Origin of the sequence: Ferrovibrio sp., from assembly GCF_964218355.1 — a bacterium.
GTDB lineage: Bacteria > Pseudomonadota > Alphaproteobacteria > Ferrovibrionales > Ferrovibrionaceae > Ferrovibrio.
In genome coordinates this window covers 156,923-177,878 of the sequence record NZ_CAXPMC010000020.1, presented here as the reverse complement: position 1 = coordinate 177,878, position 20,956 = coordinate 156,923, and the positions used below count along the sequence as shown (strand labels likewise).

General features: G+C 64.4%; 22 protein-coding genes, 2 tRNA genes and 1 riboswitch. Of the genes, 11 read left to right on the top strand and 13 right to left on the bottom strand.

Annotated elements, in window-relative coordinates:
- Positions 1-28: 28 nt before the first annotated feature.
- Both ACEQZY_RS14990 and ACEQZY_RS14985 read right to left on the bottom strand, forming a co-directional pair.
- Complete coding sequence (locus ACEQZY_RS14990; protein WP_341701991.1) at positions 29-1,549, bottom strand: TRAP transporter large permease subunit; 1,521 nt, start codon at positions 1,547-1,549, stop codon at positions 29-31.
- A 6-nt stretch (positions 1,550-1,555) separates the two neighbouring features.
- Positions 1,556-2,161 carry a TRAP transporter small permease subunit gene (locus ACEQZY_RS14985; RefSeq protein ID WP_370155533.1) on the bottom strand — a complete coding sequence of 202 codons (606 nt, stop codon included), beginning with the start codon at positions 2,159-2,161 and terminating at the stop codon, positions 1,556-1,558.
- Between the two features lie 367 nt (positions 2,162-2,528).
- On the opposite strand from ACEQZY_RS14985, the gene ACEQZY_RS14980 reads away from it, so the two are divergent.
- Positions 2,529-2,957: a hypothetical protein gene (locus ACEQZY_RS14980; protein WP_341701992.1), complete on the top strand. Its 429-nt coding sequence runs from the start codon at positions 2,529-2,531 to the stop codon at positions 2,955-2,957.
- Between the two features lie 102 nt (positions 2,958-3,059).
- Entirely contained in the window at positions 3,060-4,250 is a 1,191-nt protein-coding gene (locus tag ACEQZY_RS14975; RefSeq protein WP_341701993.1) for a hypothetical protein, read from the top strand.
- A 49-nt stretch (positions 4,251-4,299) separates the two neighbouring features.
- On the opposite strand, the gene ACEQZY_RS14970 is transcribed toward ACEQZY_RS14975, so the two are convergent.
- Positions 4,300-5,556: a pentapeptide repeat-containing protein gene (locus ACEQZY_RS14970; protein WP_370155531.1), complete on the bottom strand. Its 1,257-nt coding sequence runs from the start codon at positions 5,554-5,556 to the stop codon at positions 4,300-4,302.
- Between the two features lie 46 nt (positions 5,557-5,602).
- Positions 5,603-5,926 carry a hypothetical protein gene (locus tag ACEQZY_RS14965; RefSeq protein WP_341701995.1) on the bottom strand — a complete coding sequence of 108 codons (324 nt, stop codon included), beginning with the start codon at positions 5,924-5,926 and terminating at the stop codon, positions 5,603-5,605.
- A 134-nt stretch (positions 5,927-6,060) separates the two neighbouring features.
- Here ACEQZY_RS14965 and speB point away from each other — a divergent pair, with 134 nt between their 5' ends.
- Positions 6,061-7,119 (top strand): agmatinase, encoded by a 1,059-nt coding sequence (gene speB / locus ACEQZY_RS14960; RefSeq protein WP_370155528.1) that lies wholly within the window; start codon positions 6,061-6,063, stop codon positions 7,117-7,119.
- A gap of 2 nt (positions 7,120-7,121) precedes the next feature.
- On the opposite strand, the gene ACEQZY_RS14955 is transcribed toward speB, so the two are convergent.
- On the bottom strand, positions 7,122-7,877 hold the full coding sequence (locus ACEQZY_RS14955; protein WP_341701997.1) for an SDR family oxidoreductase: 756 nt from the start codon (positions 7,875-7,877) through the stop codon (positions 7,122-7,124).
- A 171-nt stretch (positions 7,878-8,048) separates the two neighbouring features.
- On the opposite strand from ACEQZY_RS14955, the gene ACEQZY_RS14950 reads away from it, so the two are divergent.
- On the top strand, positions 8,049-8,927 hold the full coding sequence (locus ACEQZY_RS14950) for a response regulator (protein ID WP_341701998.1): 879 nt from the start codon (positions 8,049-8,051) through the stop codon (positions 8,925-8,927).
- A gap of 10 nt (positions 8,928-8,937) precedes the next feature.
- Here ACEQZY_RS14950 and ACEQZY_RS14945 read toward each other — a convergent pair.
- The 5 genes from ACEQZY_RS14945 to ACEQZY_RS14925 all read right to left on the bottom strand — a co-directional run bounded on the left by ACEQZY_RS14945 (position 8,938) and on the right by ACEQZY_RS14925 (position 11,218).
- Positions 8,938-9,014: transfer RNA gene (locus tag ACEQZY_RS14945), tRNA-Arg, on the bottom strand.
- Positions 9,015-9,083: 69 nt separating this feature from the next.
- Positions 9,084-9,377 (bottom strand): ETC complex I subunit, encoded by a 294-nt coding sequence (locus ACEQZY_RS14940; RefSeq protein ID WP_341701999.1) that lies wholly within the window; start codon positions 9,375-9,377, stop codon positions 9,084-9,086.
- 55 nt (positions 9,378-9,432) lie between these two features.
- Positions 9,433-9,509, bottom strand: a tRNA-Pro gene (locus ACEQZY_RS14935).
- A gap of 92 nt (positions 9,510-9,601) precedes the next feature.
- On the bottom strand, positions 9,602-10,096 hold the full coding sequence (locus ACEQZY_RS14930) for a DUF192 domain-containing protein (RefSeq protein WP_370155525.1): 495 nt from the start codon (positions 10,094-10,096) through the stop codon (positions 9,602-9,604).
- Positions 10,097-10,099: 3 nt separating this feature from the next.
- Entirely contained in the window at positions 10,100-11,218 is a 1,119-nt protein-coding gene (locus ACEQZY_RS14925; RefSeq protein WP_370155522.1) for an acetoin utilization protein AcuC, read from the bottom strand.
- A 60-nt stretch (positions 11,219-11,278) separates the two neighbouring features.
- Positions 11,279-11,386, top strand: a riboswitch (TPP riboswitch).
- Between ACEQZY_RS14925 and ACEQZY_RS14920 the strand changes: the two genes are divergently transcribed.
- The 3 genes from ACEQZY_RS14920 (at position 11,378) to ACEQZY_RS14910 (ending at position 13,847) form a co-directional block, all read left to right on the top strand.
- Complete coding sequence (locus ACEQZY_RS14920; protein WP_370155519.1) at positions 11,378-12,103, top strand: ABC transporter ATP-binding protein; 726 nt, start codon at positions 11,378-11,380, stop codon at positions 12,101-12,103. Its footprint overlaps the riboswitch before it by 9 nt.
- On the top strand, positions 12,103-12,891 hold the full coding sequence (locus ACEQZY_RS14915) for an ABC transporter permease (RefSeq protein WP_341702003.1): 789 nt from the start codon (positions 12,103-12,105) through the stop codon (positions 12,889-12,891). Before ACEQZY_RS14920 ends, ACEQZY_RS14915 begins: the two co-directional genes overlap by 1 nt.
- Positions 12,892-12,908: 17 nt before the next feature.
- On the top strand, positions 12,909-13,847 hold the full coding sequence (locus ACEQZY_RS14910) for an ABC transporter substrate-binding protein (protein WP_370155516.1): 939 nt from the start codon (positions 12,909-12,911) through the stop codon (positions 13,845-13,847).
- A gap of 79 nt (positions 13,848-13,926) precedes the next feature.
- Here the strand turns inward: ACEQZY_RS14910 and ACEQZY_RS14905 are convergent, their stop codons facing one another.
- A complete protein-coding gene (locus ACEQZY_RS14905; protein WP_341702005.1) occupies positions 13,927-14,583 on the bottom strand; it encodes a cold-shock protein in 657 nt (218 codons plus the stop codon).
- 147 nt (positions 14,584-14,730) lie between these two features.
- Positions 14,731-15,456, bottom strand: a complete 726-nt coding sequence (locus ACEQZY_RS14900; protein ID WP_341702006.1) for a hypothetical protein — start codon at positions 15,454-15,456, stop codon at positions 14,731-14,733.
- Between the two features lie 124 nt (positions 15,457-15,580).
- On the opposite strand from ACEQZY_RS14900, the gene ACEQZY_RS14895 reads away from it, so the two are divergent.
- The 4 genes from ACEQZY_RS14895 (at position 15,581) to ACEQZY_RS14880 (ending at position 19,996) form a co-directional block, all read left to right on the top strand.
- Complete coding sequence (locus tag ACEQZY_RS14895) at positions 15,581-16,204, top strand: carbon monoxide dehydrogenase subunit G (protein ID WP_341702007.1); 624 nt, start codon at positions 15,581-15,583, stop codon at positions 16,202-16,204.
- 130 nt (positions 16,205-16,334) lie between these two features.
- Positions 16,335-16,805 carry a (2Fe-2S)-binding protein gene (locus tag ACEQZY_RS14890; RefSeq protein ID WP_341702008.1) on the top strand — a complete coding sequence of 157 codons (471 nt, stop codon included), beginning with the start codon at positions 16,335-16,337 and terminating at the stop codon, positions 16,803-16,805.
- A gap of 4 nt (positions 16,806-16,809) precedes the next feature.
- On the top strand, positions 16,810-19,182 hold the full coding sequence (locus ACEQZY_RS14885; RefSeq protein ID WP_341702009.1) for a xanthine dehydrogenase family protein molybdopterin-binding subunit: 2,373 nt from the start codon (positions 16,810-16,812) through the stop codon (positions 19,180-19,182).
- A gap of 16 nt (positions 19,183-19,198) precedes the next feature.
- A complete protein-coding gene (locus tag ACEQZY_RS14880; RefSeq protein WP_341702010.1) occupies positions 19,199-19,996 on the top strand; it encodes a xanthine dehydrogenase family protein subunit M in 798 nt (265 codons plus the stop codon).
- Positions 19,997-20,057: 61 nt separating this feature from the next.
- Here ACEQZY_RS14880 and ACEQZY_RS14875 read toward each other — a convergent pair whose 3' ends face one another.
- Complete coding sequence (locus ACEQZY_RS14875; RefSeq protein WP_370155513.1) at positions 20,058-20,945, bottom strand: c-type cytochrome; 888 nt, start codon at positions 20,943-20,945, stop codon at positions 20,058-20,060.
- Positions 20,946-20,956: the final 11 nt, after the last annotated feature.

Below are 20,956 nucleotides of genomic sequence, written 5' to 3'. Positions count from 1 at the left end.
CATCGTTCAGCCGTCATGAGAAGCCAGGCTAGTCCGCCTTTGTCTCGGCCTCGTCCGCTGGCGGCGTGCTGAACAGATCCTGCGGATTGCTGCCCGGACCAAACGGATTCGTGTTGCCGTAGTTCGGGATTTCAATCTGCAGCTGCTCTTCCACCGCCGCTGGATCCAGCTTCGGGCCGCGGTCGAGGAAGTGCGTCACCATCCCCGGGAACATCAAAACGAGCGCAACCATGACGATCTGGATGCACACAAAAGGCACGGCACCCCAGTATATCTGACCTGTGGTGATCTTGCCTGTCAGCTTGCCCGTGACCTTGTCGATGTAGTCATGCACAGGTGCAACACTGCGCAGAAAGAACAGGGCAAAACCGAACGGCGGATGCATGAACGATGTCTGCATGTTGACGCTGAGCAGGACGCCAAACCAGATCAGGTCGATGCCCATCTTCTCTGCCACCGGAGCCAGCAGCGGGACTACGATGAAGGCCAGCTCGAAGAAATCGAGGAAGAATGCCAGCAGAAAGACCATGACATTGACGACGATCAGGAATCCTGTTTCGCCGCCGGGAACGCTGGTCAGCAGATGCTCGACCCAGAGATCGCCATTCACGCCCCGGAACGTCAGCCCGAAGACCGACGAACCGATCAGAATGAAGATCACGAAAGCCGACAGCTTGGCGGTCGTATCCATCGCCTGACGCAGCAGGGACACGTCTAGCTTACGCTTGACCAGTGCCAGAATAAGCGCGCCCGACGCGCCCATGGCGCCACCCTCAGTTGGTGTGGCGATGCCGAGGAAAATCGTGCCAAGCACCAGGAAGATCAGCACCAGTGGCGGAATCAGTGAGAACAATACGCGGGAAGCCAGTTCCATTCCCCGGAGACTGCGGGCCTCGGGCGGCAGAGCCGGTGCCGCCTTTGGAAAGACCAGGGTGACCAGCAGCACATAACCGGCATAAAGACTGGAGAGGATCAGGCCGGGAACCAGGGCGCCGGCATACATGTCGCCGACCGAGCGGCCGAGCTGATCCGCCATGACAATCAGCACGAGGCTTGGCGGAATGATCTGCGCCAGCGTCCCTGATGCGGCGATGACCCCTGTTGCCAGCCGGCGGTCGTAGCCATAGCGCAGCATGATCGGCAGCGAGATCAGCCCCATCGAAATGACCGAGGCCGCCACCACGCCGGTGGTCGCCGCCAGCAGGGCGCCGACAAAGATCACGGCATAGGCAAGACCACCCCGCATCGGACCGAACAGCTGCCCGATTGTGTCCAGAAGATCTTCCGCCATACCGGACCGCTCGAGAATCAGGCCCATGAACGTGAAGAACGGGATGGCCAGCAGCGTGTCGTTGGCCATGATGCCGAATATACGCTCCGGAAGCGCCTGAAATAATGCCGGCGGCAGCAGATCAAGCTCGATCCCGACCAGGCCGAACAGCAGACCGTTAGCCGCAAGCGCAAAAGCAACCGGATAGCCGCAGAGCAGGAAGAAGACCAGCGCCGCAAACATGATGGGCGCCAGGTTGGCCGCAATGAATTCGATCATCGTTGTTTACTCCGCCGGCTTCTCGCTGGGAGTGCCGTGGCCCCCGCCTTTTTTAGGATTGGGATTCGGGATCAGGCCCATCAGGAAAGCCGCCCGTTTGATCAGTTCCGATATTCCCTGCAGGCTCAGCAGGAAAAAACCGATCGGGATCAGAATCTTCACCGGCCAGCGAATGAGCCCGCCCGCATTACCTGACATTTCGTTGTGAATGTAGGAATCCGTGAAGACAGGCCATGACAGCCACATGATGAGGAGTGACATCGGCAGCAGAAAGAAGATGCCGCCGAAGATATCGATCCAGGTCTGCCCGCGTTCAGACAGACGTCCGGAAATGATGTCGATGCGGATATGCTCGTTGCGCAGCAGGGCGTAGCCCGAGCAGAGCAGGAAGATCGCCGAGAAGAAATACCACTGCAGTTCCAGCCATGCATTCGAACTGCTATCGAACAGATAGCGGATCGAGGCATTGCCGGCACTCACCACCACTGCCACCAGAACCAGCCAGAAGACCAGGTGGCCGATACGCTCGTTGAGCCAGTCGACTGCCCGGCTGAAAGTCAGAAGGATACGCAACTCAACCTCCCTACCCCTTTTGCAGAGCATGGCCACCATGTCCTGCCCAAGTCAGTACATCGCCCGGAGATGATCCGGGCGCAGCGAGTTAACCCCGCGGCACCGTACGGTCAAGCCCCGCATGGCCAGACCGTGTCCGGCCGGGCCATTATGTGGAAAGACCCCTGTTTTTTGCGCCCCTGTTAAGGCGCCCCCTTATAGCAGGTTTGCTGTCCAAGTGTGAAATATTCTGAACTTGTTGAACGCCTTAGCAAAAAAAGAAAGCGGTGCGGCTGGCTGGCTGGCCGCCGCCCGCTCCGGTTAAGCCTTGCTCAACCATTGCCCCGGAAAGTACTGGTACGCCAGTTGGTTGTATCGCAATATGAGCAGTCCCCGGCTTGGCGCCAGAAAGGATTTCGCCAGGATCATGTGGCGCAGTGTCGTCAAACGAGCCCGCAAGGCGCCGCCCACCCCGGCGCTTGCCCCCTCTCCGCGCGACCGTGAACGCGTCGATGGCATTATCAGCCGGATTTCCGAAGAGACGCTTCTGGTTTTCGATCTCCTGAAAGATGGCATGGTCAAGGAAGCCTCCTTCAAGACCATGGAAGAAGGCATTACCCGGGACTGTATCCTGTCTACATTCGAGCAGGTACGTGTCGACGCCTTCCGGGATGCTGCCGGCCTGGCCCGCCATCAGGCGCGCCGCTTTGCCGAGGCGGCCCTTGAGATGCCGGATCCCCAGCAGCGTCAATTCGTTCTGTCCGTCGCCCAGGCCTTTGAACGATTTGCCAAACAGCTGCAGACCATCGAACAGCGGGCCCAGCCGGAGCGGGCTCGGCAACCCCATATCGAATAGTGATTACTGCTTGCAATCTTGACCCGCACCCGGCGTAAACTGAGGTGCTTCGACGGTCTGCCACCGTAATAAAACAACGATTTGTATCCGGGGAAATACGCGATGTTCGGTTCTATGTTTGGTTCACGGGCTTATGCCTACGAGATTTACGTTCAGGTCGATGGCCGCTGGCGTCTCGACAAACGCCTCGAGGGTGAGGCCGGCATGACCAAGCATGCCAATGAGCAGCTTGAAAAATCGGCAATCGCTCAGGCCAATGCGCTGCTCAATATGGGCGATTTTACTGCCGTCAAGGTGCTGCGCTCCCGCGCACGCGATGACGGCTTTGCCACCCAGTCCGAGATATTCGCCAAGACGGCATCCAACAAGCCGAAAGCCATGACCACCCGGCCCTTCAAGGGCCAGTTCCCGCTCTGCACCGCACCGCATGACCTGTCTTCCCGACAGGCCGCCAAAGCGATCGGTACGGTCTTTCGCGAGTTTCTCGACAAGCAGAATGCCACCGGCATCGAACTGATCCATTCCCCCCAGCATTTCCGCAAGCTCAACGACATGAGCAGTTTCATGCGGGCCGGTATCTATGCCCTTGCCGGCGCACAGACGCAGCCTGGCCAGCCGAGCCAGAGCGAGCGCAGCAAAAAGCTTGAGGCGCTGTTCGACAAACAGATGCAGCTTGTTCGCGATGCCATGGCGGAAAAGGGATTGCCGGCATTCGAGAACAACAATTTCGCCGCCCTGTATGAAAAGCTGGACGCCAGGAAATTGCCGGAAGAACAGCTCCGCTTCCTGTTTTTCTTCCAGATGACCAAGGTCACACAGACCCTGTCGAGCTATGCCGGCCGTCTCGATGTGGCGCTGACCGACATGATCGAGCGGCCGCAGCCTGCCACCGCCGGCCTGATGGATGAGATCGCCGCTTCCTGCCTGGATTCAACCTCGCTGATCCAGGACCTGCTCGGGCCGCGTACCAACCTGTCGGAAGCACTGATTGCTCTTGCCGAGTTGTCCGGCGGCAAGCTGGAGATGCCGGCCCGTCCGGATCCGCTGCTCGAAAAGTTGAATCGCCTGCTGGGTGAAGGCCGGCTGCCCTGCTGCACCGATACCCTGTGGGAGCGCATCCTGTCCAATCTGGCATCCAAGGCCCTGCTGAGCAAAAGCGAGCCGAAAAAGGAATGGCAGATGTCGCGCAACCTGAACCACAAGCTGATGGCGTTTGCGCCCGAAGCCTACAAGGAACAGGTCGATCATGCCGGCCGGATGCGCATGGAACGCGCCCGCAATATGGAAGACTGAAACAAACCGGAAGGCGACGGGCTGAACGTTCTTCAGCCCGTTTTTCGTTTCAGCTCGCCGTCGGCAGTTTGGCGCCGGTCAGGTCGGCCCCTTCGAGATCGGTATTGACCATCTTGGCATCACTCAGGTTGGCGTTGATCAGCCGCGCCTTGGTCAGCTTGGCGTCGATCAGGTTTGCCCCCTTGAGCAGGGCATCCGAGAAGTCGGCCTCTGCCGCCTCTGCCGCCGCCAGGCTGGCGGACCAGAAACGCCCGATCGGCTTGCCATCCGGACCTCGCAGCGGCACCTGACCGAGCTGGGCACGCTGCAGGACCGCCTTGTTCAGGATGGCCCGCGCCATGTTCACGCCATTGGCAAGGGCGCCGATCAGATTCGCACCGGTCAGGTCGGCTTCCGACAGGTCGGTCATCACCAGCGTTGCATTCTGCAGCTTGGCACCGGCCAGTTTGGCACCCTTCATGTTCGCGCCGCTCAGGTCTTTTCCGGCCAGATCGATGCGTTCCATGTTCAGACCGGCCAGATCGGCACGGGTGCCTTCATGGCCATCGGTCTTGATCCACTTTTCATGCTCCTGAAGGATCGAGGCGACCGTATCGCCGAAGCTCGACACATCGACGAACAGTTCGGCACCGGCAAAGTTCGCCGAATCCATATCGACGTCTTCAAGCACAGCGCCCTTCAGGTCGGCCCCCTGGAAATCGGCCCCGTCGATCAGCGACAGCGACAGGTCGACGCCTCGCAGGCAGGCTCCCTTCAGATCTGCGCCGGCCAGGTTGGCCTTGCGCAGCGTAACTTTTGTCAGGTTCGCCCGTGACAGGTTTGCGCCGGAGAGATTGACGCCGTTCATGTTCGAGCCGCTGAGATTCGAGCCGCGCAGATTGGCTTCCGCCAGATCGGCGCCGGATGTGTTGGCTTTCGGCTTCTTGCCATCGGAATCAGGGCCGCCGAAACCGACACCATTGTCGGATGCCTGCATCAGCGCGCCGCCGCGGAAATCGACCCCCATGAGCTGGGCGCCGGCCAGCGTTGCCCCGCGCATCGAGGCACCGCGCAGGTCCGCCTTGGTCAGGATCGCCTTCGACAGGTCTGCCCGCTCGAGATTGGCGGCGAAAAGATCGGCTTCCGAAAGATTGGTGCCCACCAGGACGGCCCGGGCAAGGTTTGCGCCGGAAAGCTTGGCGGCCCGCAGATCGGCACCGGAAAAATCGTAGCCCTGCAGGTCGGCCAGCGACAGGTTCAGACGGGCACCACGAGGACGCTTGAGCAGCCATTCGCGATGGCGCGCCAGCATCCGTTCAACTTCCATGGGGTTCATTCTGCCCCTCTCCCCCTCTGTCGCCCGCGCCCGCCGCCTACTGCTTTGGTCGCATGAAATCTTCAACGATTTTAATGTTTTTCTCCAGCTCTGCAATCTTCCCGCTGAGCTCTGCGGCCTTGACTCGGATACTTTGCATGCCGGCTGCGGCACCCTGGGCGGCCTCCCTGGCGTTGCGCAGCGCCGCCTGCAATTCCGGTGACGGGCCCTTGGCGGCCCGCAATTTGGCCTGGACGTCGAGAATGGCCGCATCAAGCTGAGGCCGCCTTTTCGCCAGAGCCCCGGCCTCTGCCTCAAGCCGGGCCTTTTCCTCCTGGTGCCTGCGGATTTCCTCCCGCATCTGCCCGATCGCATCGGCCACGGCCCGCCTCCTCTCTGGCGCGGGGGGCCGGTTCGGCCGTCCCGCGAGCAAAAGTTTTAGACTCCGGCTACACTTTCGCCAACCTATCCAAATGGCGGGTTCCCGCCCTGATCAAAGGGTTACCTTATATCACGATGGACAAAACCAAACTCGACGCACTCCGGGCCCGATACGCGGACAACAGCGGCAGCGACATCCATGATCCGGCATTTCGCGCCGTGGCCAGTCAGCAGTTCAGTGATGGTGATCGCCGGAAATGGCCCTTTTCCGATGTGGCCACTTTCATGGGCCTGCCATACCGGCCCGAGGCGGCCGCAACGGCCTTCGCCGATCTCGATATCGCCTGCATCGGCCTGCCGATGGACCTCGGTGTCACCAACCGGGCCGGGGCCCGCCTCGGGCCGCGCGCCGTGCGGGCGGTCGAGCGAATCGGACCATACGAGCATGCCCTGAAAATGGCTCCCGCGCTTGGCTGCCGCGCCGCCGATATCGGCGATGTGCCCTTCCGCAGCCGCTTCAGCCTGGAGGACTGCCACCAGGACATCGCAGCATTCTATGCCCGCATTGCCGCCGCCGGCGTGATTCCACTGTCGGTTGGCGGCGACCATTCCGTCACCTGGCCCATCCTCAGGGCGCTTGGCGCGAAAGAGCCGGTCGGGCTCGTGCATATCGATGCTCATTGCGACACGTCCGGGCCCTATGAAGGCTCGAAATTCCATCATGGCGGCCCGTTCCGCATGGCGGTACTGGACGGCGTGCTCGACCCCGAGCGAACCATCCAGATCGGCATTCGCGGCGGCGCCGAATATCTCTGGGAATTCTCCTACGAGTCCGGCATGACCGTGATCCATGCCGAGGAGGTCGCCATGCTGGGCATTCCGGCGGTTATCGCGAAAGCCCGGACCGTGGTCGGCAGCGGTCCGGTCTACGTCTCCTTCGATGTCGACGGCCTTGATCCCGCCTTCGCCCCCGGTACCGGCACGCCGGAAGTCGGTGGCCTGTCCACGGCGGAGGCACTGGCCATCCTGCGCGGCCTGATCGGTCTCGATGTGATCGGCGGCGATGTCGTCGAGGTGGCCCCCCAGTATGACGGCACGACGAATACAGCCCAGGCCGGCGCGCAGATGCTGTTCACGATCTTCTGCCTTGCCCGCGCGGCCCTGGATCGCCGCCGGGCCGCCGCAGGGGGTTAGCCTCAGCCGCGGCCGACAAACGGCATCTTGGTGGCCATCACCGTCATGAACAGGATGTTGGTTTCCAGCGGCAGGCCCGCCATCTGCACCACGGCATCGGCCACATGCTGCACATCCATGCGGGGTTCGACGCGCGTCGAACCATCCGGCTGCAGCACGCCCTTCGCCATCCGGTCGGTCATCTCGGTCGCGGCATTGCCGATATCGATCTGGCCGACGGCAATGTCATAGGCGCGGCCATCCAGCGAGCAGGCTTTGGTAAGGCCGCTGACGGCATGTTTGGTGGAGGTATAGGGCGCCGAGAAAGGCCGCGGCGCATAGGCCGAGATCGATCCGTTGTTGATGATGCGGCCGCCGCGCGGTGTCTGGTCCTTCATGATGCGGAAGGCTTCCTGGCTGCACAGGAACATGCCGGTCAGGTTCGCATCGACCACGGCTTTCCACTGCTCGTAGGAAATATCCTCGAACGGCATCGCCGGGGTGCCCATGCCGGCATTGTTGAACAGGACATCAAGCCGGCCGAAGGCCTGCCGCGTCTTCGCGAACAGCGACCGGACGGAGGCCGGATCGCCGACATCGGTTGAAACCGCCAGCGCCCGCACGCCGTGCTTCTCGGCTTCACGCGCGGCGGTGTCCAGCGGCTCGAGCCGGCGCCCGGCGAGCACGACATTGTAGCCAGCCCTGGCCAGCGCCAGTGCCGAAGCCTTGCCAATACCACTGCCGGCGCCGGTCACCAGCGCCACCTTGTTGGTCGTCATATCCGGGAATCCTCCACCTGGCCTTGTCGGCCGTCCCGCATCCAGGACCGGCCATAATAGTGTTTTCCATTATTATCCAAAGCATTATGGAAAGGAAAGGCGCGCATCATCCACGGCCTTCGCGCTGGCGTATAATACCCGTTCCAGACTTGGCCAGCGCCGCCTGCCCACATGAAGCCCCTCCCCGATACACTGCCCCGCGACCTCACCGTCCTGCTTGTGGACAGCGACAGCCATGCGCGGCATCTGCTGCGCCTGTTTCTGCTGGAGCTTGGCGTGCGCAATCTGCTGTTCGCGGCGTCAGCGCAGGAGGCCGCAGACCTGCAGCAGGCCTGCAGCGGGCCACTCGATCTCGTCCTGTCCGAACTGCATCTGCCGGACATGGACGGCCTTGCCCTGTTCCGGCAACTGCAGATGCACCAGCCCGGACTGACCTTTATTCTGGTCACGTGGGACACAGCTGAAGAGGCCGTCAGGCGGGGCCAGGAGGCTGGTTTGGGCGGCTATCTTGCGAAACCGGTCTCGCCCGAGCAGCTGCAGGAAAAAATCGTCGGCGCGCTGCTGCGCGACCGCAGCTACAAAAGCCGGACCTGGCTGCGCTCTGCCGAAGGGCAGGCTTTCCAGGATGACGCCTCACCGGAAATGCGGGCCCTGTTCGACATCTGGGACCGGGCTCGCGGCCAGAACGCGATGCCCCCGCACGCATTCCTGAACCACTGGGACCTCCGCAGCGGCGGCCCGGTCGAGAGGCATCTGTTCATCGTGCATGTCGAGCCGCCGAAACCGCGTCTGCGCTATTCCTTCGTCGGTGCGGCATTATCGGCCCGCCTTGGCATGGATGTTGTCGGCCGCTGTGTCGATGAGCAGCATTTCCTGTACCGGCGCTATGCGCAGCCTGCCTATGACCGGGTGATCCGGCAGCGGGTGCCGCATTACCGCCGGATCGGTGCCATCGAGCGGATGATGATGTTCCGGTACCAGCGCCTGCTGCTGCCCTTCGGTGACGAGACCGGGGTGCAGACGGTGCTGGGCTGCGCCCGGCCGCGCTGATGCAGCTGAGTGGCGTGCCCTGGTGGATTCGAACCACCGACCTGCCGCTTAGAAGGCGGCTGCTCTATCCAACTGAGCTAAGGGCACCCCGGAGCAAATTCTGCCACCGCTGCCAGCGAGGCCGGCCGCGCCGCGGCACCCCGCCATGATGCAGGCTTAGCGAATTCTGGTAAACGCGAAGTTGTCGGCGTAAGCCTTGCGGATCACCTTGCGCGGCTGCGGCATTTCCACCTCGTAGGGGATGCCGTGCTTCTTGGCATAGGCTTCCGCGGCCTCACGGCTGTCGAAGGACAGGACCAGCTGGCTCAGGGTGCTGCGGGCCCCCGTCCAGCCCATCAGCGGCTCGACGAAGCGGGTACCGGCGGCATCGTATTCGAGCCGCCATTTACGGGTCTGGGCCTTGCCCGACTGCATCGCCGTCTTGGTCGGTTGATAGATCCGCGCCTTCATGCTGCCCTGCCTGCCGCCGTTGTCCCTGACTGCTGTCCTGACTGCCGTAAATCCCTGGTCGGGGCGAGAGGATTCGAACCTCCGACATCCAGCTCCCAAAGCTGGCGCTCTACCAGGCTGAGCTACACCCCGTGCCGGATTCCGCCCTCCAGCCGGCGAGCGGAAAATCCGGGGCCTGTTTATCATGAAGCGGCACCGGCAGGCCAGCCCCGGAAAACCGCGGATTACCGCTTCGTGGCGGTGCTGCTCCCGAAGATCGCATGCCGTACCCGGTCGCCGGGCCGGATGCCCAGCCGGGATGCGGTGCCGCCATTCAGTTCCAGCACGCCGCGTACCGGGCCGGCGGAGCTGATGCCGGTCTCGTCATGGGGGATCGCCCGCTGGTGGATGTTAAGGATCGTGCCATCTGCCCGGATGAACAGCATGTCCAGCGGGATGAGGGTGTTTTTCATCCAGAAGGTTGCCGGCAGTTCCTGGCCGAAATCGAACAGCATTCCGGCATCCGGCGGCATGCTGCGCCGCCCCATCATGCCACGCGACCGGGTCGCGTCGGTATCGGCCAGTTCGACGCGGAATTTTTGTGGCCCCTTTGACGTCTCGATCACCAGATCGCTCTGCGGCAGGGTCGGCTGCGGCTGGGCGGAAACCGGCAGGGCCGCGCCGCAGACCAGCATCAGCACCAGCAGGCCGCGCCGCATCATCCCGACAAAATCCATCATCTCCTATGTCCTCATCCTTTCCCGCGTGCGGCCAACCAATGCCCGCACCGCATCGCGTACGGGACCGTCACGTCCGGTATCGGCCAGACTGGTGAACCAGTGCTCCGGCGGATTGCGACCGGCGGCCCGGCTCCAGTTCAGGCCGCGCAGCAGGGCCTCAGCCGGTGCCGGCAGCCGGTCCGGAATCCCGATGCCGTTCAGCACCGCCCAGATACCGGTCCAGCAACGCGCCACCGACCACGGATTATAGCCGCCGCCGCCCAGCACCAACAGGCGCGGCGACAGTCCCTTCAGCGCCCGCACGGCCCGCCACAGCGCCAGATTCGACAATTCCTGTTTTGCCAGCGGATCGTCGGCCAGCGCATCGGCACCGCATTGCAGCACCAGCGCATCGGGGCGGAAGCTTTCGACCAGCGGACCGATGGCTCCTTCCACCAGTGCATCCATCTCGCTGTCATTCATGCCCGGCGGAACCGGGTAGTTGAACAGGTTGCCGATGCCCTCCTCGTCGGCCAGTCCGGTATGCGGCCAGCGCCCGGCCTCGTGCACCGACACCACCAGCACGCGGTCGTCACCGGCAAAGGCATCGGCAACGCCATCGCCATGGTGGACATCGAGATCGACATAGGCCACGCGGGAGAGACCGCCATCCAGCAGATGCAGGATCGCCAGCACCGGATCGTTGAAATAGCAGAAGCCGGAAGCCCGGTCCGGCCGCCCGTGATGCGTGCCGCCACCCGGACTGTGAATAATCCTGCCCTCCGCCAGCAGCAGCGCCGCCGCCATCAGGCTGCCGCCGACCCCGGTGGCCGGCCGGCGGAACATGCTGGCGTAGACCGGGTTGCCGCCACGCCCGAGATTGTAGCGCAGGGAATCCTCCGGGCTGACCGTCAGGCTCCGTTCGGCCGCCTGCACGGCCGCCACATAATCCGGAACATGGAAACGCGTCAGCTCCTCGGGCCGCGCCGGGCGGCTCTCGGCATACTGGCCGGGCGCGAGCCAGCCCAGCGCACCCACCAGGTCCAGCATGGTGGAAACCCGCGGAATCGAGAGCGGGTGTTTACCGCCCAGCGTGGAATGCCGGTAAATCTCGTTGCCAAGCAGCAGGGGGGGCGATGACATGGCGGAAAATCTAGTCGTCCCGTGGCACTTAACAAGTATTCCTCAGCCCCTATAATAGCCCTGCCTCTGAGGGGGAGCCGATGGGCGGCTGAGAGGTCCGGAACTGGCCGGACGACCCCTCGAACCTGTCCGGGTCATGCCGGCGTAGGGATCAGCGGCTTGTCACTCCGGCCCCCCGTCTTTTCCATCCGCTGCCCCGGTTTCGCCTATGACGGCCTTCCGGTGCTGGACGCTTTCACGCTCGACCTGCAACCCGGCGAGATCGTGGCCATCCTCGGTCCCAGCGGCGGCGGCAAGAGCACTCTGCTGAAGCTGCTGGCCGGCCTGCTGCCCGGCTGTACGGGCCCTTCCCTGACCGCGCAGACCGCCTGGATGGCCCAGCAGGACCTGCTGCTGCCCTGGCTGACCGTGCGCCAGAATATCCTGCTCGGCTCCCGGCTGCGTGGGGAAAGCCCGGCGCAGGCAGAGGCGGATGCCCTGCTGGCCCGGCTTGGCCTTGCCGCCCATGGCGGCAGTCGCCCGGCCACGCTGTCCGGCGGCATGCGCCAGCGCGTCGCCCTGGCCCGCACGCTGCTGGAGAACCGGCCGCTGGTTCTGATGGACGAGCCGTTTTCGGCGCTGGACGCGGTCACCCGCGAGGCGATGCAGGATCTCGCCTGCAGCCAGCTGGCCGGCCGGGCCGTCGTGCTGGTGACCCATGATCCGGCCGAGGCCTGCCGGATCGCCCACCGCATTCTCCTGCTGGATGGCCGTCCGGCCCGACTGCGCGAGATCCTGCGGCTGCCCCAGCCGGTGCCGCGCGACGTGCGGTCCTCCGCGCTGCTGCCGGCCCTGCGGCAGGTTCATGCCGCCCTGCAGGCCGGCAGCGGCATGGAGATGGCCTGATGCGCCTGCCCCGCCCCCTGCTGGCCCGCCCCCTGCTGACCCTGGCCGGGCTGCTGCTGCTGTGGGAGGCGGCTGTGCACCTGCTGGCGCTGCCCCCCTATATCCTGCCGCCGCCGTCACGGGTGGGGCTGGCGCTGGCCGGCCGGGCCGACCTGCTGGCGGCGCAGGCCGCCGTCACGGTTGCGGAAATGCTGCTGGGCCTGCTGTTCGGCGCGCTGCTCGGCGCATCGGCCGCCCTGGCCCTGCTGGCCTCGGGTACAGCCCGGCGCTGGCTGCTGCCGCTGCTGGTCGCCAGCCAGGCGGTGCCGGTCTTCGCGCTGGCACCGCTGCTGGTGCTGTGGTTCGGGTATGGCATGGCCTCGAAGATCGTCATGGCCATGCTGATCATCTTCTTTCCCGTCGCCATGACGCTGTATGACGGACTGCGGCGCACGGACAGCGGCTGGCTGGATCTTGCCCGCATCATGACCGGCGACGATCCGCGGCACCGTTTCCGCATTCTGCTGCAGATACGCCTGCCGGCCGCACTGCCGGCCCTGGCAAGCGGCCTCAAGGTTGCCGCCGCGGTCGCACCGATCGGCGCGGTGATCGGCGAATGGGTCGGTGCCAGCGCCGGCCTCGGCTTCCTGATGCTGCAGGCCAATGCCCGTGTGCAGACCGACCTGATGTTTGCCGCACTGGTCGTGCTGGCCCTCTGTGCCGTCGCGCTCTATGGCCTTGTCGACCGGCTGTCCCGCCGCCTGCTGTCCTGGCAGCCCGACAGCCACACCCTTTCCGGACCGAACTGACACCGAGGATCATGCCAATGCATCGCCTGACCGCCGCCCTGCTCGCCGCCGCCCTGCTGCTGCCGCCAGCGGCCAGCGCCCACGACAAGCTGACCATCCTGCTGGACTGGTTCGTCAACCCCGACCATGCACCGCTGGTGGTGGCCCAGCAGGCCGGAATCTTCGACCGGCACGAACTGCTGGTCGACCTCGTCGCGCCGGCCGATCCCAACGACCCGCCCAAGCTTGTTGCCGCCGGCAAGGCCGACGTGGCGGTCTCGTACCAGCCACAGCTGCATGTGCAGGTGGCCCAGGGCCTGCCGTTGCGCCGCATCGGCACGCTGGTTGCCACACCGCTGAATTCCCTCGTGGTGCTGCGTGATGGTCCCGTCAAATCCATTGCCGATCTCAAGGGCCGCAAGATCGGCTATTCGGTTGGCGGTTTCGAGGATGCGCTGCTGCGCAGCATGCTGGAACAGTATGGGCTGAATCTGTCCGACGTGACGCTGGTGAATGTCAATTTCGCCCTGTCGCCGTCGATCTTCGCCGGCAAGGTCGATGCCACCATCGGTGCCTTCCGGAATTTCGAGCTGAACCAGATGGACATTGCCGGCAAGCCAGGGCGCGCCTTCTATCCCGAGGAATACGGGGTGCCGCTCTATGACGAACTGATCCTCGTGGCGCAGAGCGGCCGACTGCAGGATCCGCGCCTGCCGCGCCTGCTGGATGCACTGGAAGAAGCCGTGGCCATGCTGCACAACCGGCCTGCAGAAAGCTGGGCCGCCTTCGTGAAGGACAACAAGGCGCTCGACGACGACCTGAACCGCCGCGCATGGAAAGACACGCTGCCGCGCTTCGCGCCGTCGCCGCGTGCGCTCGACAGCCACCGCTATGCCCGCTTCGCCGGCTATCTCGCCAAGCAGGGCCTGATCCCGAAGGCGCTGCCGGTCGCGGACTATGCCGTGGAGCTGAAATAGTCCTGCGGACAACCATGCATGAAAAACGCCGGCCTGTTTCCAGGCCGGCGTCCGATTGTATCCCGGCGGCGACGCCGGATCAGTCGACCCGGATCTCCGCGACCTGCGGACCCTTCGGGCCCTGGCCGATGCGCACCCGCACGGTCTGGCCCGGCTGCAGTTCCTGGATGCCCTCGCGGCGCAGCACTTCCATATGGACGAAGATGTCCTGGTCACCATCGCCGCGCGAAACAAAGCCATAGCCCTTCACGGCATTGAACCACTTGACCTTGGCCTCGAAGAAATCGCCCTGGGCAACCACGGCCGGGAAGCGCGGACCCCGGTCGCCGCCGAAGCCGCCGCCAAATCCCCCGCGGTCACCGAAGCCACCCCGGTCGCCGAAACCGCCCCGGTCCCCCCCGAAACGATCCCCGCCACCGAAACGCGGCTGGCGCGGCGGACGCGGTGCGCCCATGCCGCCACCCGGCCCCCGCCCGGACGGCGCTGCCGTGCTGGTGTCAACTGACAGTACACGAACGGCCTGCATGCCCTTCGGCCGCTTCGCGACCTCGAGCATGACCGTGGTGCCTTCCTCGATGCTTTCGTAGCCGGCCTGCCGCAGGCAGGAGAGATGCAGGAACACGTCACCGGAATTGTCGTCGGGACTGACGAAACCAAAACCTTTGACCGCGTTAAACCACTTGACCTTGCCAGAAATCTTGACGATTTCCGCGTCGCCGAAGCCCCCTTGATCCACTCTCTTAATCCTTCATATTGCCGCACTGGGGCCTTGAGCGTAGCACCTTTTGAAAACGCTGCAAAACGATTCTAAAGGGCTGTCCAAGGCTTACCGGGCAATGTCGGATAAACTGGACCACCTGCCGGCAAGATGGTCAGGCATCGATCAGAGGGTCGGCCCATCGACCCGGCGCTTCGGCCGCCAGCGCGTGACCGAGCGTCCGTCGGCAGTGAACCGCACCTCCTGGGTCTCCGGCGGAGCGGCCCGCAGATGGCCGACCGCTTCGGCGACCGAGGCGGTCTTGTTCGGGCTCTTGATCGGCTGGCCGCGCATCGCCCGGGTCAGGGGGTGCGCAGCCTCGCCGGCATGGGATGCGATCTTGGCCTTCAGGGCCTCCTCGAAGGGCGGCAGATCGACCGGTCCCTGCTCGCGGACATTCGGCAGCATCGGGGCGCGCTGCACGGTGGCGGGCCGGGCCGGCGCCACGCGGTGCAGTTCGACATGGATCTCGCTGCCCGGGCCGCTCTCCTGCGCCTTCTTCCAGGCCGGATCGCCGATCACCAGCTTGTGCAGCGCAATCGCCGGCAGGGCGCCGAACCGCTTCCAGAAACCTTCCAGGAAGGCTTCCGCGGTGTCGCTCATCACCGGGGTCCAGGGGTTTTCGATGCCCGCCTGGAATACGAGGTCCAGGGTCGGCTCGACCGGTCCGTCCTCGCCGACCAGGAACGTCGCCGGCATCAGCTTAGCGCCCTCGCGCAGGATCGCATAATGCGCCTGGGCGAGGTACAGCAGCCAGCGCAGCTTGGGCAGGGACATGGCGATGCGCTCGGACGCGGCGCGTTCGAGGAACCAGAAGCTGACATCGATACCGGACCGCGTCGCGGGAACCATCGCCGCCGTCACCTCACGCTGTTCATCGCCTGAATATAGAACCTGAAACTGGCTCTGCCCACGCTAGATCGCTAAAGTTAACAGGCCGTGAATCATCTGGCGGCGAATTTCCGGAGTATTTTTCATGGAACTGACCGGCGAACAGCTCATCCCCGCCCCCCGCGACAAGGTCTGGGCTGCCATCAACGACCCCGAAATCCTGCGCCAGTGCATCACCGGCGCCGAAACCGTCACCAAGACCTCGGATACCGATTTCGAGGCAACCGTCCAGGTCAAGGTTGGCCCGGTGAAGGCGAAGTTCAAGGGCAAGGTATCGCTGACCGACCTTGATCCGCCGAATGGCTGCACCATCACCGGCGAGGCCCAGGGCGGTGTTGCCGCCGGCTTCGGCAAGGGCAGCGCCGAGGTGAAACTGGCCGATGCACCCGGCGGCACGCGCCTGACCTATGCCGTGAAGGCGCAGATCGGCGGCAAGCTGGCGCAGATCGGCGCGCGGCTGGTCGATGGCGTTGCCGCGAAGATGGCCGAGGAGTTCTTTTCCAAATTCAACACCATCGTTGCCGGCCCGCCGGCTGCTGCACCGCAAGAGGCCGCAGCCGGCGCAGTAGCGGAGGCGCCCGCCACAGCGGCGCCCCCGGCTGCTGCGGCGCAACCGGCCACGGTAACCGGCGGGATACCGTCATGGCTGTGGATCGCCGGCCTGATCGTGATCGTCGGTGCCGTGACCATCCTGGTGCTGCGCGGCTGAGAGCCGCATATTTCCATGTCCGGCCGCCTTCGCCGATTTGCAACTTGACGCCTGTTGCGCGATTCCCCCAGAGTTGCATCCGGGTGAAGCGCATGAGATGTCCCGCTCCGCGCTTTGTAGGGAGGAATACATGACCATTTCCGTGACGATGACCGTCAACGGCCAGTCGGTTACGCGCGATGTCGAACCGCGCACTCTCCTGGTCCAGTTTCTTCGTGAAAATCTCGGCATGACCGGCACGCATGTCGGCTGCGACACCAGCCAGTGCGGCGCCTGCGTCGTGCATGTGGATGGCCGCAGCATCAAGTCCTGCACCATGCTGGCCGCGCAGGCCCAGGGTGCCAAGGTCACCACCATCGAAGGCCTTGCTGCCGACGGCAAGCTGCATCCGATGCAGGAAGCCTTCCGCGAGCATCACGCCCTGCAATGCGGTTTCTGCACGCCGGGCATGATCATGAGCGCGGTCGATCTGGTGCAGCGCCACCCGAACCCGAGCGAGGAAACGGTCCGCCACGAGCTGGAAGGCAATATCTGCCGCTGCACCGGCTATCACAACATCGTCAAGGCCGTGATGGCCGGGGCACAGGCAATGCGGGGGTGACGTCATGACAAACCAGGGCATCGGTCAATCCGTCCGTCGTAAGGAAGATTTCCGCTTCATCACCGGTCAGGGCCATTACACCGACGACATCAACCGCCCCGGCCAGTTATACGCCGCCTTTCTGCGCTCGCCGCATGCGTTTGCGAAAATCAAGAAGATCGACACCGCCGCCGCGGCAAAAATGCCTGGCGTGGTCGCCGTCTATACCGGCAAGGATGTCGCCGCCGACAAGATCGGCGGCCTGATCTGCGGCTGGACCGTCAAGGACAAGAAGGGCGAACCGCACAAGGCGCCGCGCCACGACATCATTGCCATCGACCATGTCCGCCATGTCGGCGACCAGGTCGCGGTGGTGATCGCCGACACCCTTGCCCATGCCCATGACGCCGTCGAGGCCATCGAGGTCGATTACGACGTTCTGAAGCCGGTGGTCGACGTGGTCACGGCGCTGAAACCCGGTGCGCCGCAGGTGCATCCCGATGCGCCCGGCAATCTCTGCTACGACTGGGAGTTCGGCGACAAGGCCGCCACCGAGGCTGCCTTTGCCAAGGCCGATCACGTCACGAAGATCGAACTTCTCAACAATCGCCTGGCGCCCAACCCGATGGAACCGCGCAGCGCCATCGCCGAATACGATGCCGGCACCGATACCACCACGGTCTACAGCACGTCGCAGAATCCGCATGTGCTGCGGCTGATCCTCTGCGCCTTCGTCTTCGGCCTGCCGGAAAACAAGGTGCGTGTCATCGCCCCGGATGTCGGTGGCGGCTTCGGTTCCAAAATCTTCAACTATGCCGAAGAGACGGTCTGCATCTGGGCGGCCCGCAAGCTGAAAAAGGCCGTGAAATGGACCTCGGACCGCACCGAGGCCTTCCTGACCGACGCCCATGGCCGCGACCACGTCACCCATGCCGAACTGGCCCTGTCGAAGGATGGAAAATTCCTCGGCCTGCGCGTCGATACCAGGGCCAACATGGGCGCCTATCTGTCGACCTTTGCCTCGGCGGTGCCCACCTATCTCTATGCTCTGCTGCTGGCCGGACAGTATACGACTCCGGCGGTCTATGCCGAGGTCAAGGCCGTCTTCACCAACACCACGCCGGTGGATGCCTATCGCGGCGCCGGCCGGCCGGAAGCCACCTATGTGGTCGAACGCATCGTCGAGGCGGCGGCGCGGGAACTGAAGATGGACCCGGTCGAACTGCGCAAGAAGAATTTCGTACCGCCGGATGCCTTCCCGTACCAGACGCCGGTCGCCTGCGTCTATGACTCCGGTCAGTACGCGAAGGCCATCGACGAGGCCTGCAAGATGGCCGATTACGCCGGCTTCCCGAAACGCAAGGCGGACGCCGCCAAGAAGGGCAAGCTGCGCGGCATCGGCTTCTGCGCCTATATCGAGGCCTGCGGCATCGCGCCCTCGGCGGTGGTCGGCTCGCTCGGTGCCGGTGTCGGCCTGTGGGAGTCGGCCCAGATCCGTTTCAACGCCACCGGCACGGTGTTCGTCTACACCGGCTCACACAGCCACGGCCAGGGCCACGAGACCACCTTCGCCCAGGTGGTCTCCGACAAGCTTGGCGTGCCGCTGGAGAGCATCGAAGTCGTGCACGGCGACACTGCCCTCGTACCCATGGGCATGGGCACCTATGGCTCACGCTCGCTGGCCGTGGGCGGCTCCGCCATTGTGCGGGCAGCCGACAAGATCATCGAGAAGGGCAAGAAGATCGCCGCCCATCTGATGGAAGCATCGGTTGACGATGTCGTCTTCGAAGGCGGCAACTTCTCGGTCAAGGGCACCGACAAGCAGGTGCCGATGGCCCAGGTCGCCTTCACAGCCTATGTGCCGCACAATTACCCGGCCGATCTCGAACCGGGCCTGGAGGCCAGTGCCTTCTACGATCCGGCCAATTTCACCTTCCCGGCCGGCACGCATGTCGCCGAGGTCGAGATCGATGCCGATACCGGTGTGACCACCGTGGTCAACTGGGTCGCGGTCGATGATTTCGGCAAGGTGATCAACCCGATGATCGTCGAGGGCCAGGTCCATGGCGGCATCGCCCAGGGCGTCGGCCAGGCGTTGCTGGAAGGCGTGGTCTACGACCAGGAAAGCGGCCAGCTGCTGACCGCCTCCTTCCTCGATTACTGCATGCCGCGGGCCGACAACCTGCCCTCCTACAAGGTGGGCATGATCGAGACCCCCTGCCCGCATAACCCGCTGGGCGTGAAGGGCTGCGGCGAAGCCGGCGCGATTGCCGCGCCGGCGGCGCTGATGAATGCCATCACCGATGCCCTCGGTACTGAAGACATCACCATGCCGGCCACGCCGCTGAAGGTCTGGAACGTGATGCAGCGCCACAAGCTGGCCGACGCCGCCGAATAGCCCCGGAGACTGCCCCATGTATGCGTTCAACTATCATCGCCCGACGTCGCTGGCCGACGCCGCCAAGCTGCTGGACGGCGCCGAAGACGGCAAGTTCGTTGCCGGCGGCCAGACCCTGCTGCCGACCCTGAAACAGCGGCTGGCCGCACCCTCCGACCTCGTCGACGTCACCGGCATTGCCGATCTGAACGGCATTGCGGTGTCCGGCGGCAGCGTCACCATCGGCGCCGCCACCCGCCATGCCGCGGTCGCCGCCTCGGCCGAGGTGAAGAAAGCCATCCCGGCTTTGGCGCATCTGGCCGGCGGCATCGGCGATCCGCAGGTGCGCAACATGGGCACCATGGGCGGCTCGCTGGCCAACAACGACCCGGCGGCCGACTATCCAGGCGCGGTGCTCGGCCTCGGCGCCACCGTGCACACCAACAAGCGCAAGATTGCCGCCGACGCCTTCTTCACCGGCATGTTCGAGACCGCGCTGGAAGACGGTGAGATCATCACCAAGGTGGAATTCCCGGTGCCGAAACGGGCCGGCTACGTGAAATTCCCGAACCCGGCCTCGCGCTATGTGATGGTCGGCGCCTTCGTGGCCGAAACGGCCGGCGGCATCCGCGTCGCCATCAACGGGGCCGGCCCCTGCGTGTTCCGCCACAAGGAGATGGAGGCGGCCTTGGCCAAGTCCTTCTCGCCGGATGCGCTGAAGGGCATCAAGACCGCGGCCGGCGACATGAACAACGACATCCACGCCTCGGCCGAATACCGCGCCCATCTGGTCGGCGTGATCGCCAGGCGGGCCGTGCAGGCCGCGCTGGGCTGACGCGCCCGGTTGCGGAGGCACCGGGGCCGGGCATCGAGCCCGACCCCGGCAACCGCTATGCCTAGCGGCCGGCCTTCGGCAGGGTATTCAGATAGGCATACAGCGCCGCAACCTCCGTCGCATCCATGCCGCTGAGCGATTCGAACGGCATTACCTGAATCGTGCTGCCGTCCGGCCGCTTGCCGCTATGCATCATGGCGATGAAGCTGTCGGCCGTGGGATAGCGGTCCAGCGTTCCACCGGGGCGCAGGTCGGCCGCCGGCGGCCAGTCCGGTGGCGCACCGGGAATCCTGCCGCCCTGCAGGTTCTCGCCGTGACATCCCTGGCACATCTGCGCCACATAAGCCCCGTAGACTGCGCTGTCGTCCTGTGTGACCGGTGCCGCCGGCGGCAGGCTGTGGTCGATCTTCTCGGCAGCATCCCGCACGATCCCGATGGCATAAGCCAGCCGCACCGGCAGAGGCAGCCGGATGTCGCGCCGATCTCCCTCCGCCGGAGGCAAGGCACGGATATGTGCAATCATCGCACCGAGATCGTCATCGCTCAGCCGGTTGTAATCTTCGCTTGGCATGATGATCAGCGGCCTGCCATCCGGCTTCACGCCGTGACGGATCGCCCGGACCCAGTCTTCGATGCGGTATGCGGCTGTCGGACTGCCGCGGCCAGATGTCAGATTGGGCCCCTTGATGCGGAAGCCGTTATCCTCATCGATAAACACCCGCCCTGCACCGTCACGGCCGTGGCAGTCCGTGCACCCTCGCGTTTCATACAGGTATCGGCCTCGCTCAAGTGCTGCCGCGGTATCGGGCAGTGCTACCGGAGCCATTGCGACCTCGATCCGGCGCTGCAGCTTGTGCTCGCTGGCCAGCTGGGCATACAGCACCACACCGCCGGCAAGCACGACGACAACAGCCATCGTCCAGATGGCAATTCTGAAACCCTTGTGCATTTTTGTCTCGT

Bases quoted from the DNA above. Each gene is read 5' to 3' on its own strand.
- ACEQZY_RS14990 (WP_341701991.1), bottom strand. From the start codon at position 1,549: ATGATCGAATTCATTGCGGCCAACCTGGCGCCCATCATGTTTGCGGCG.
- ACEQZY_RS14985 (WP_370155533.1), bottom strand. From the start codon at position 2,161: ATGGTGGCCATGCTCTGCAAAAGGGGTAGGGAGGTTGAGTTGCGTATC.
- ACEQZY_RS14980 (WP_341701992.1), top strand. From the start codon at position 2,529: ATGTGGCGCAGTGTCGTCAAACGAGCCCGCAAGGCGCCGCCCACCCCG.
- ACEQZY_RS14975 (WP_341701993.1), top strand. From the start codon at position 3,060: ATGTTCGGTTCTATGTTTGGTTCACGGGCTTATGCCTACGAGATTTAC.
- ACEQZY_RS14970 (WP_370155531.1), bottom strand. From the start codon at position 5,556: ATGGAAGTTGAACGGATGCTGGCGCGCCATCGCGAATGGCTGCTCAAG.
- speB (WP_370155528.1), top strand. From the start codon at position 6,061: ATGGACAAAACCAAACTCGACGCACTCCGGGCCCGATACGCGGACAAC.
- ACEQZY_RS14955 (WP_341701997.1), bottom strand. From the start codon at position 7,877: ATGACGACCAACAAGGTGGCGCTGGTGACCGGCGCCGGCAGTGGTATT.
- ACEQZY_RS14950 (WP_341701998.1), top strand. From the start codon at position 8,049: ATGAAGCCCCTCCCCGATACACTGCCCCGCGACCTCACCGTCCTGCTT.
- ACEQZY_RS14940 (WP_341701999.1), bottom strand. From the start codon at position 9,377: ATGAAGGCGCGGATCTATCAACCGACCAAGACGGCGATGCAGTCGGGC.
- ACEQZY_RS14930 (WP_370155525.1), bottom strand. From the start codon at position 10,096: ATGATGGATTTTGTCGGGATGATGCGGCGCGGCCTGCTGGTGCTGATG.
- ACEQZY_RS14925 (WP_370155522.1), bottom strand. From the start codon at position 11,218: ATGTCATCGCCCCCCCTGCTGCTTGGCAACGAGATTTACCGGCATTCC.
- ACEQZY_RS14915 (WP_341702003.1), top strand. From the start codon at position 12,103: ATGCGCCTGCCCCGCCCCCTGCTGGCCCGCCCCCTGCTGACCCTGGCC.
- ACEQZY_RS14910 (WP_370155516.1), top strand. From the start codon at position 12,909: ATGCATCGCCTGACCGCCGCCCTGCTCGCCGCCGCCCTGCTGCTGCCG.
- ACEQZY_RS14900 (WP_341702006.1), bottom strand. From the start codon at position 15,456: ATGGTTCCCGCGACGCGGTCCGGTATCGATGTCAGCTTCTGGTTCCTC.
- ACEQZY_RS14895 (WP_341702007.1), top strand. From the start codon at position 15,581: ATGGAACTGACCGGCGAACAGCTCATCCCCGCCCCCCGCGACAAGGTC.
- ACEQZY_RS14890 (WP_341702008.1), top strand. From the start codon at position 16,335: ATGACCATTTCCGTGACGATGACCGTCAACGGCCAGTCGGTTACGCGC.
- ACEQZY_RS14885 (WP_341702009.1), top strand. From the start codon at position 16,810: ATGACAAACCAGGGCATCGGTCAATCCGTCCGTCGTAAGGAAGATTTC.
- ACEQZY_RS14880 (WP_341702010.1), top strand. From the start codon at position 19,199: ATGTATGCGTTCAACTATCATCGCCCGACGTCGCTGGCCGACGCCGCC.
- ACEQZY_RS14875 (WP_370155513.1), bottom strand. From the start codon at position 20,945: ATGCACAAGGGTTTCAGAATTGCCATCTGGACGATGGCTGTTGTCGTC.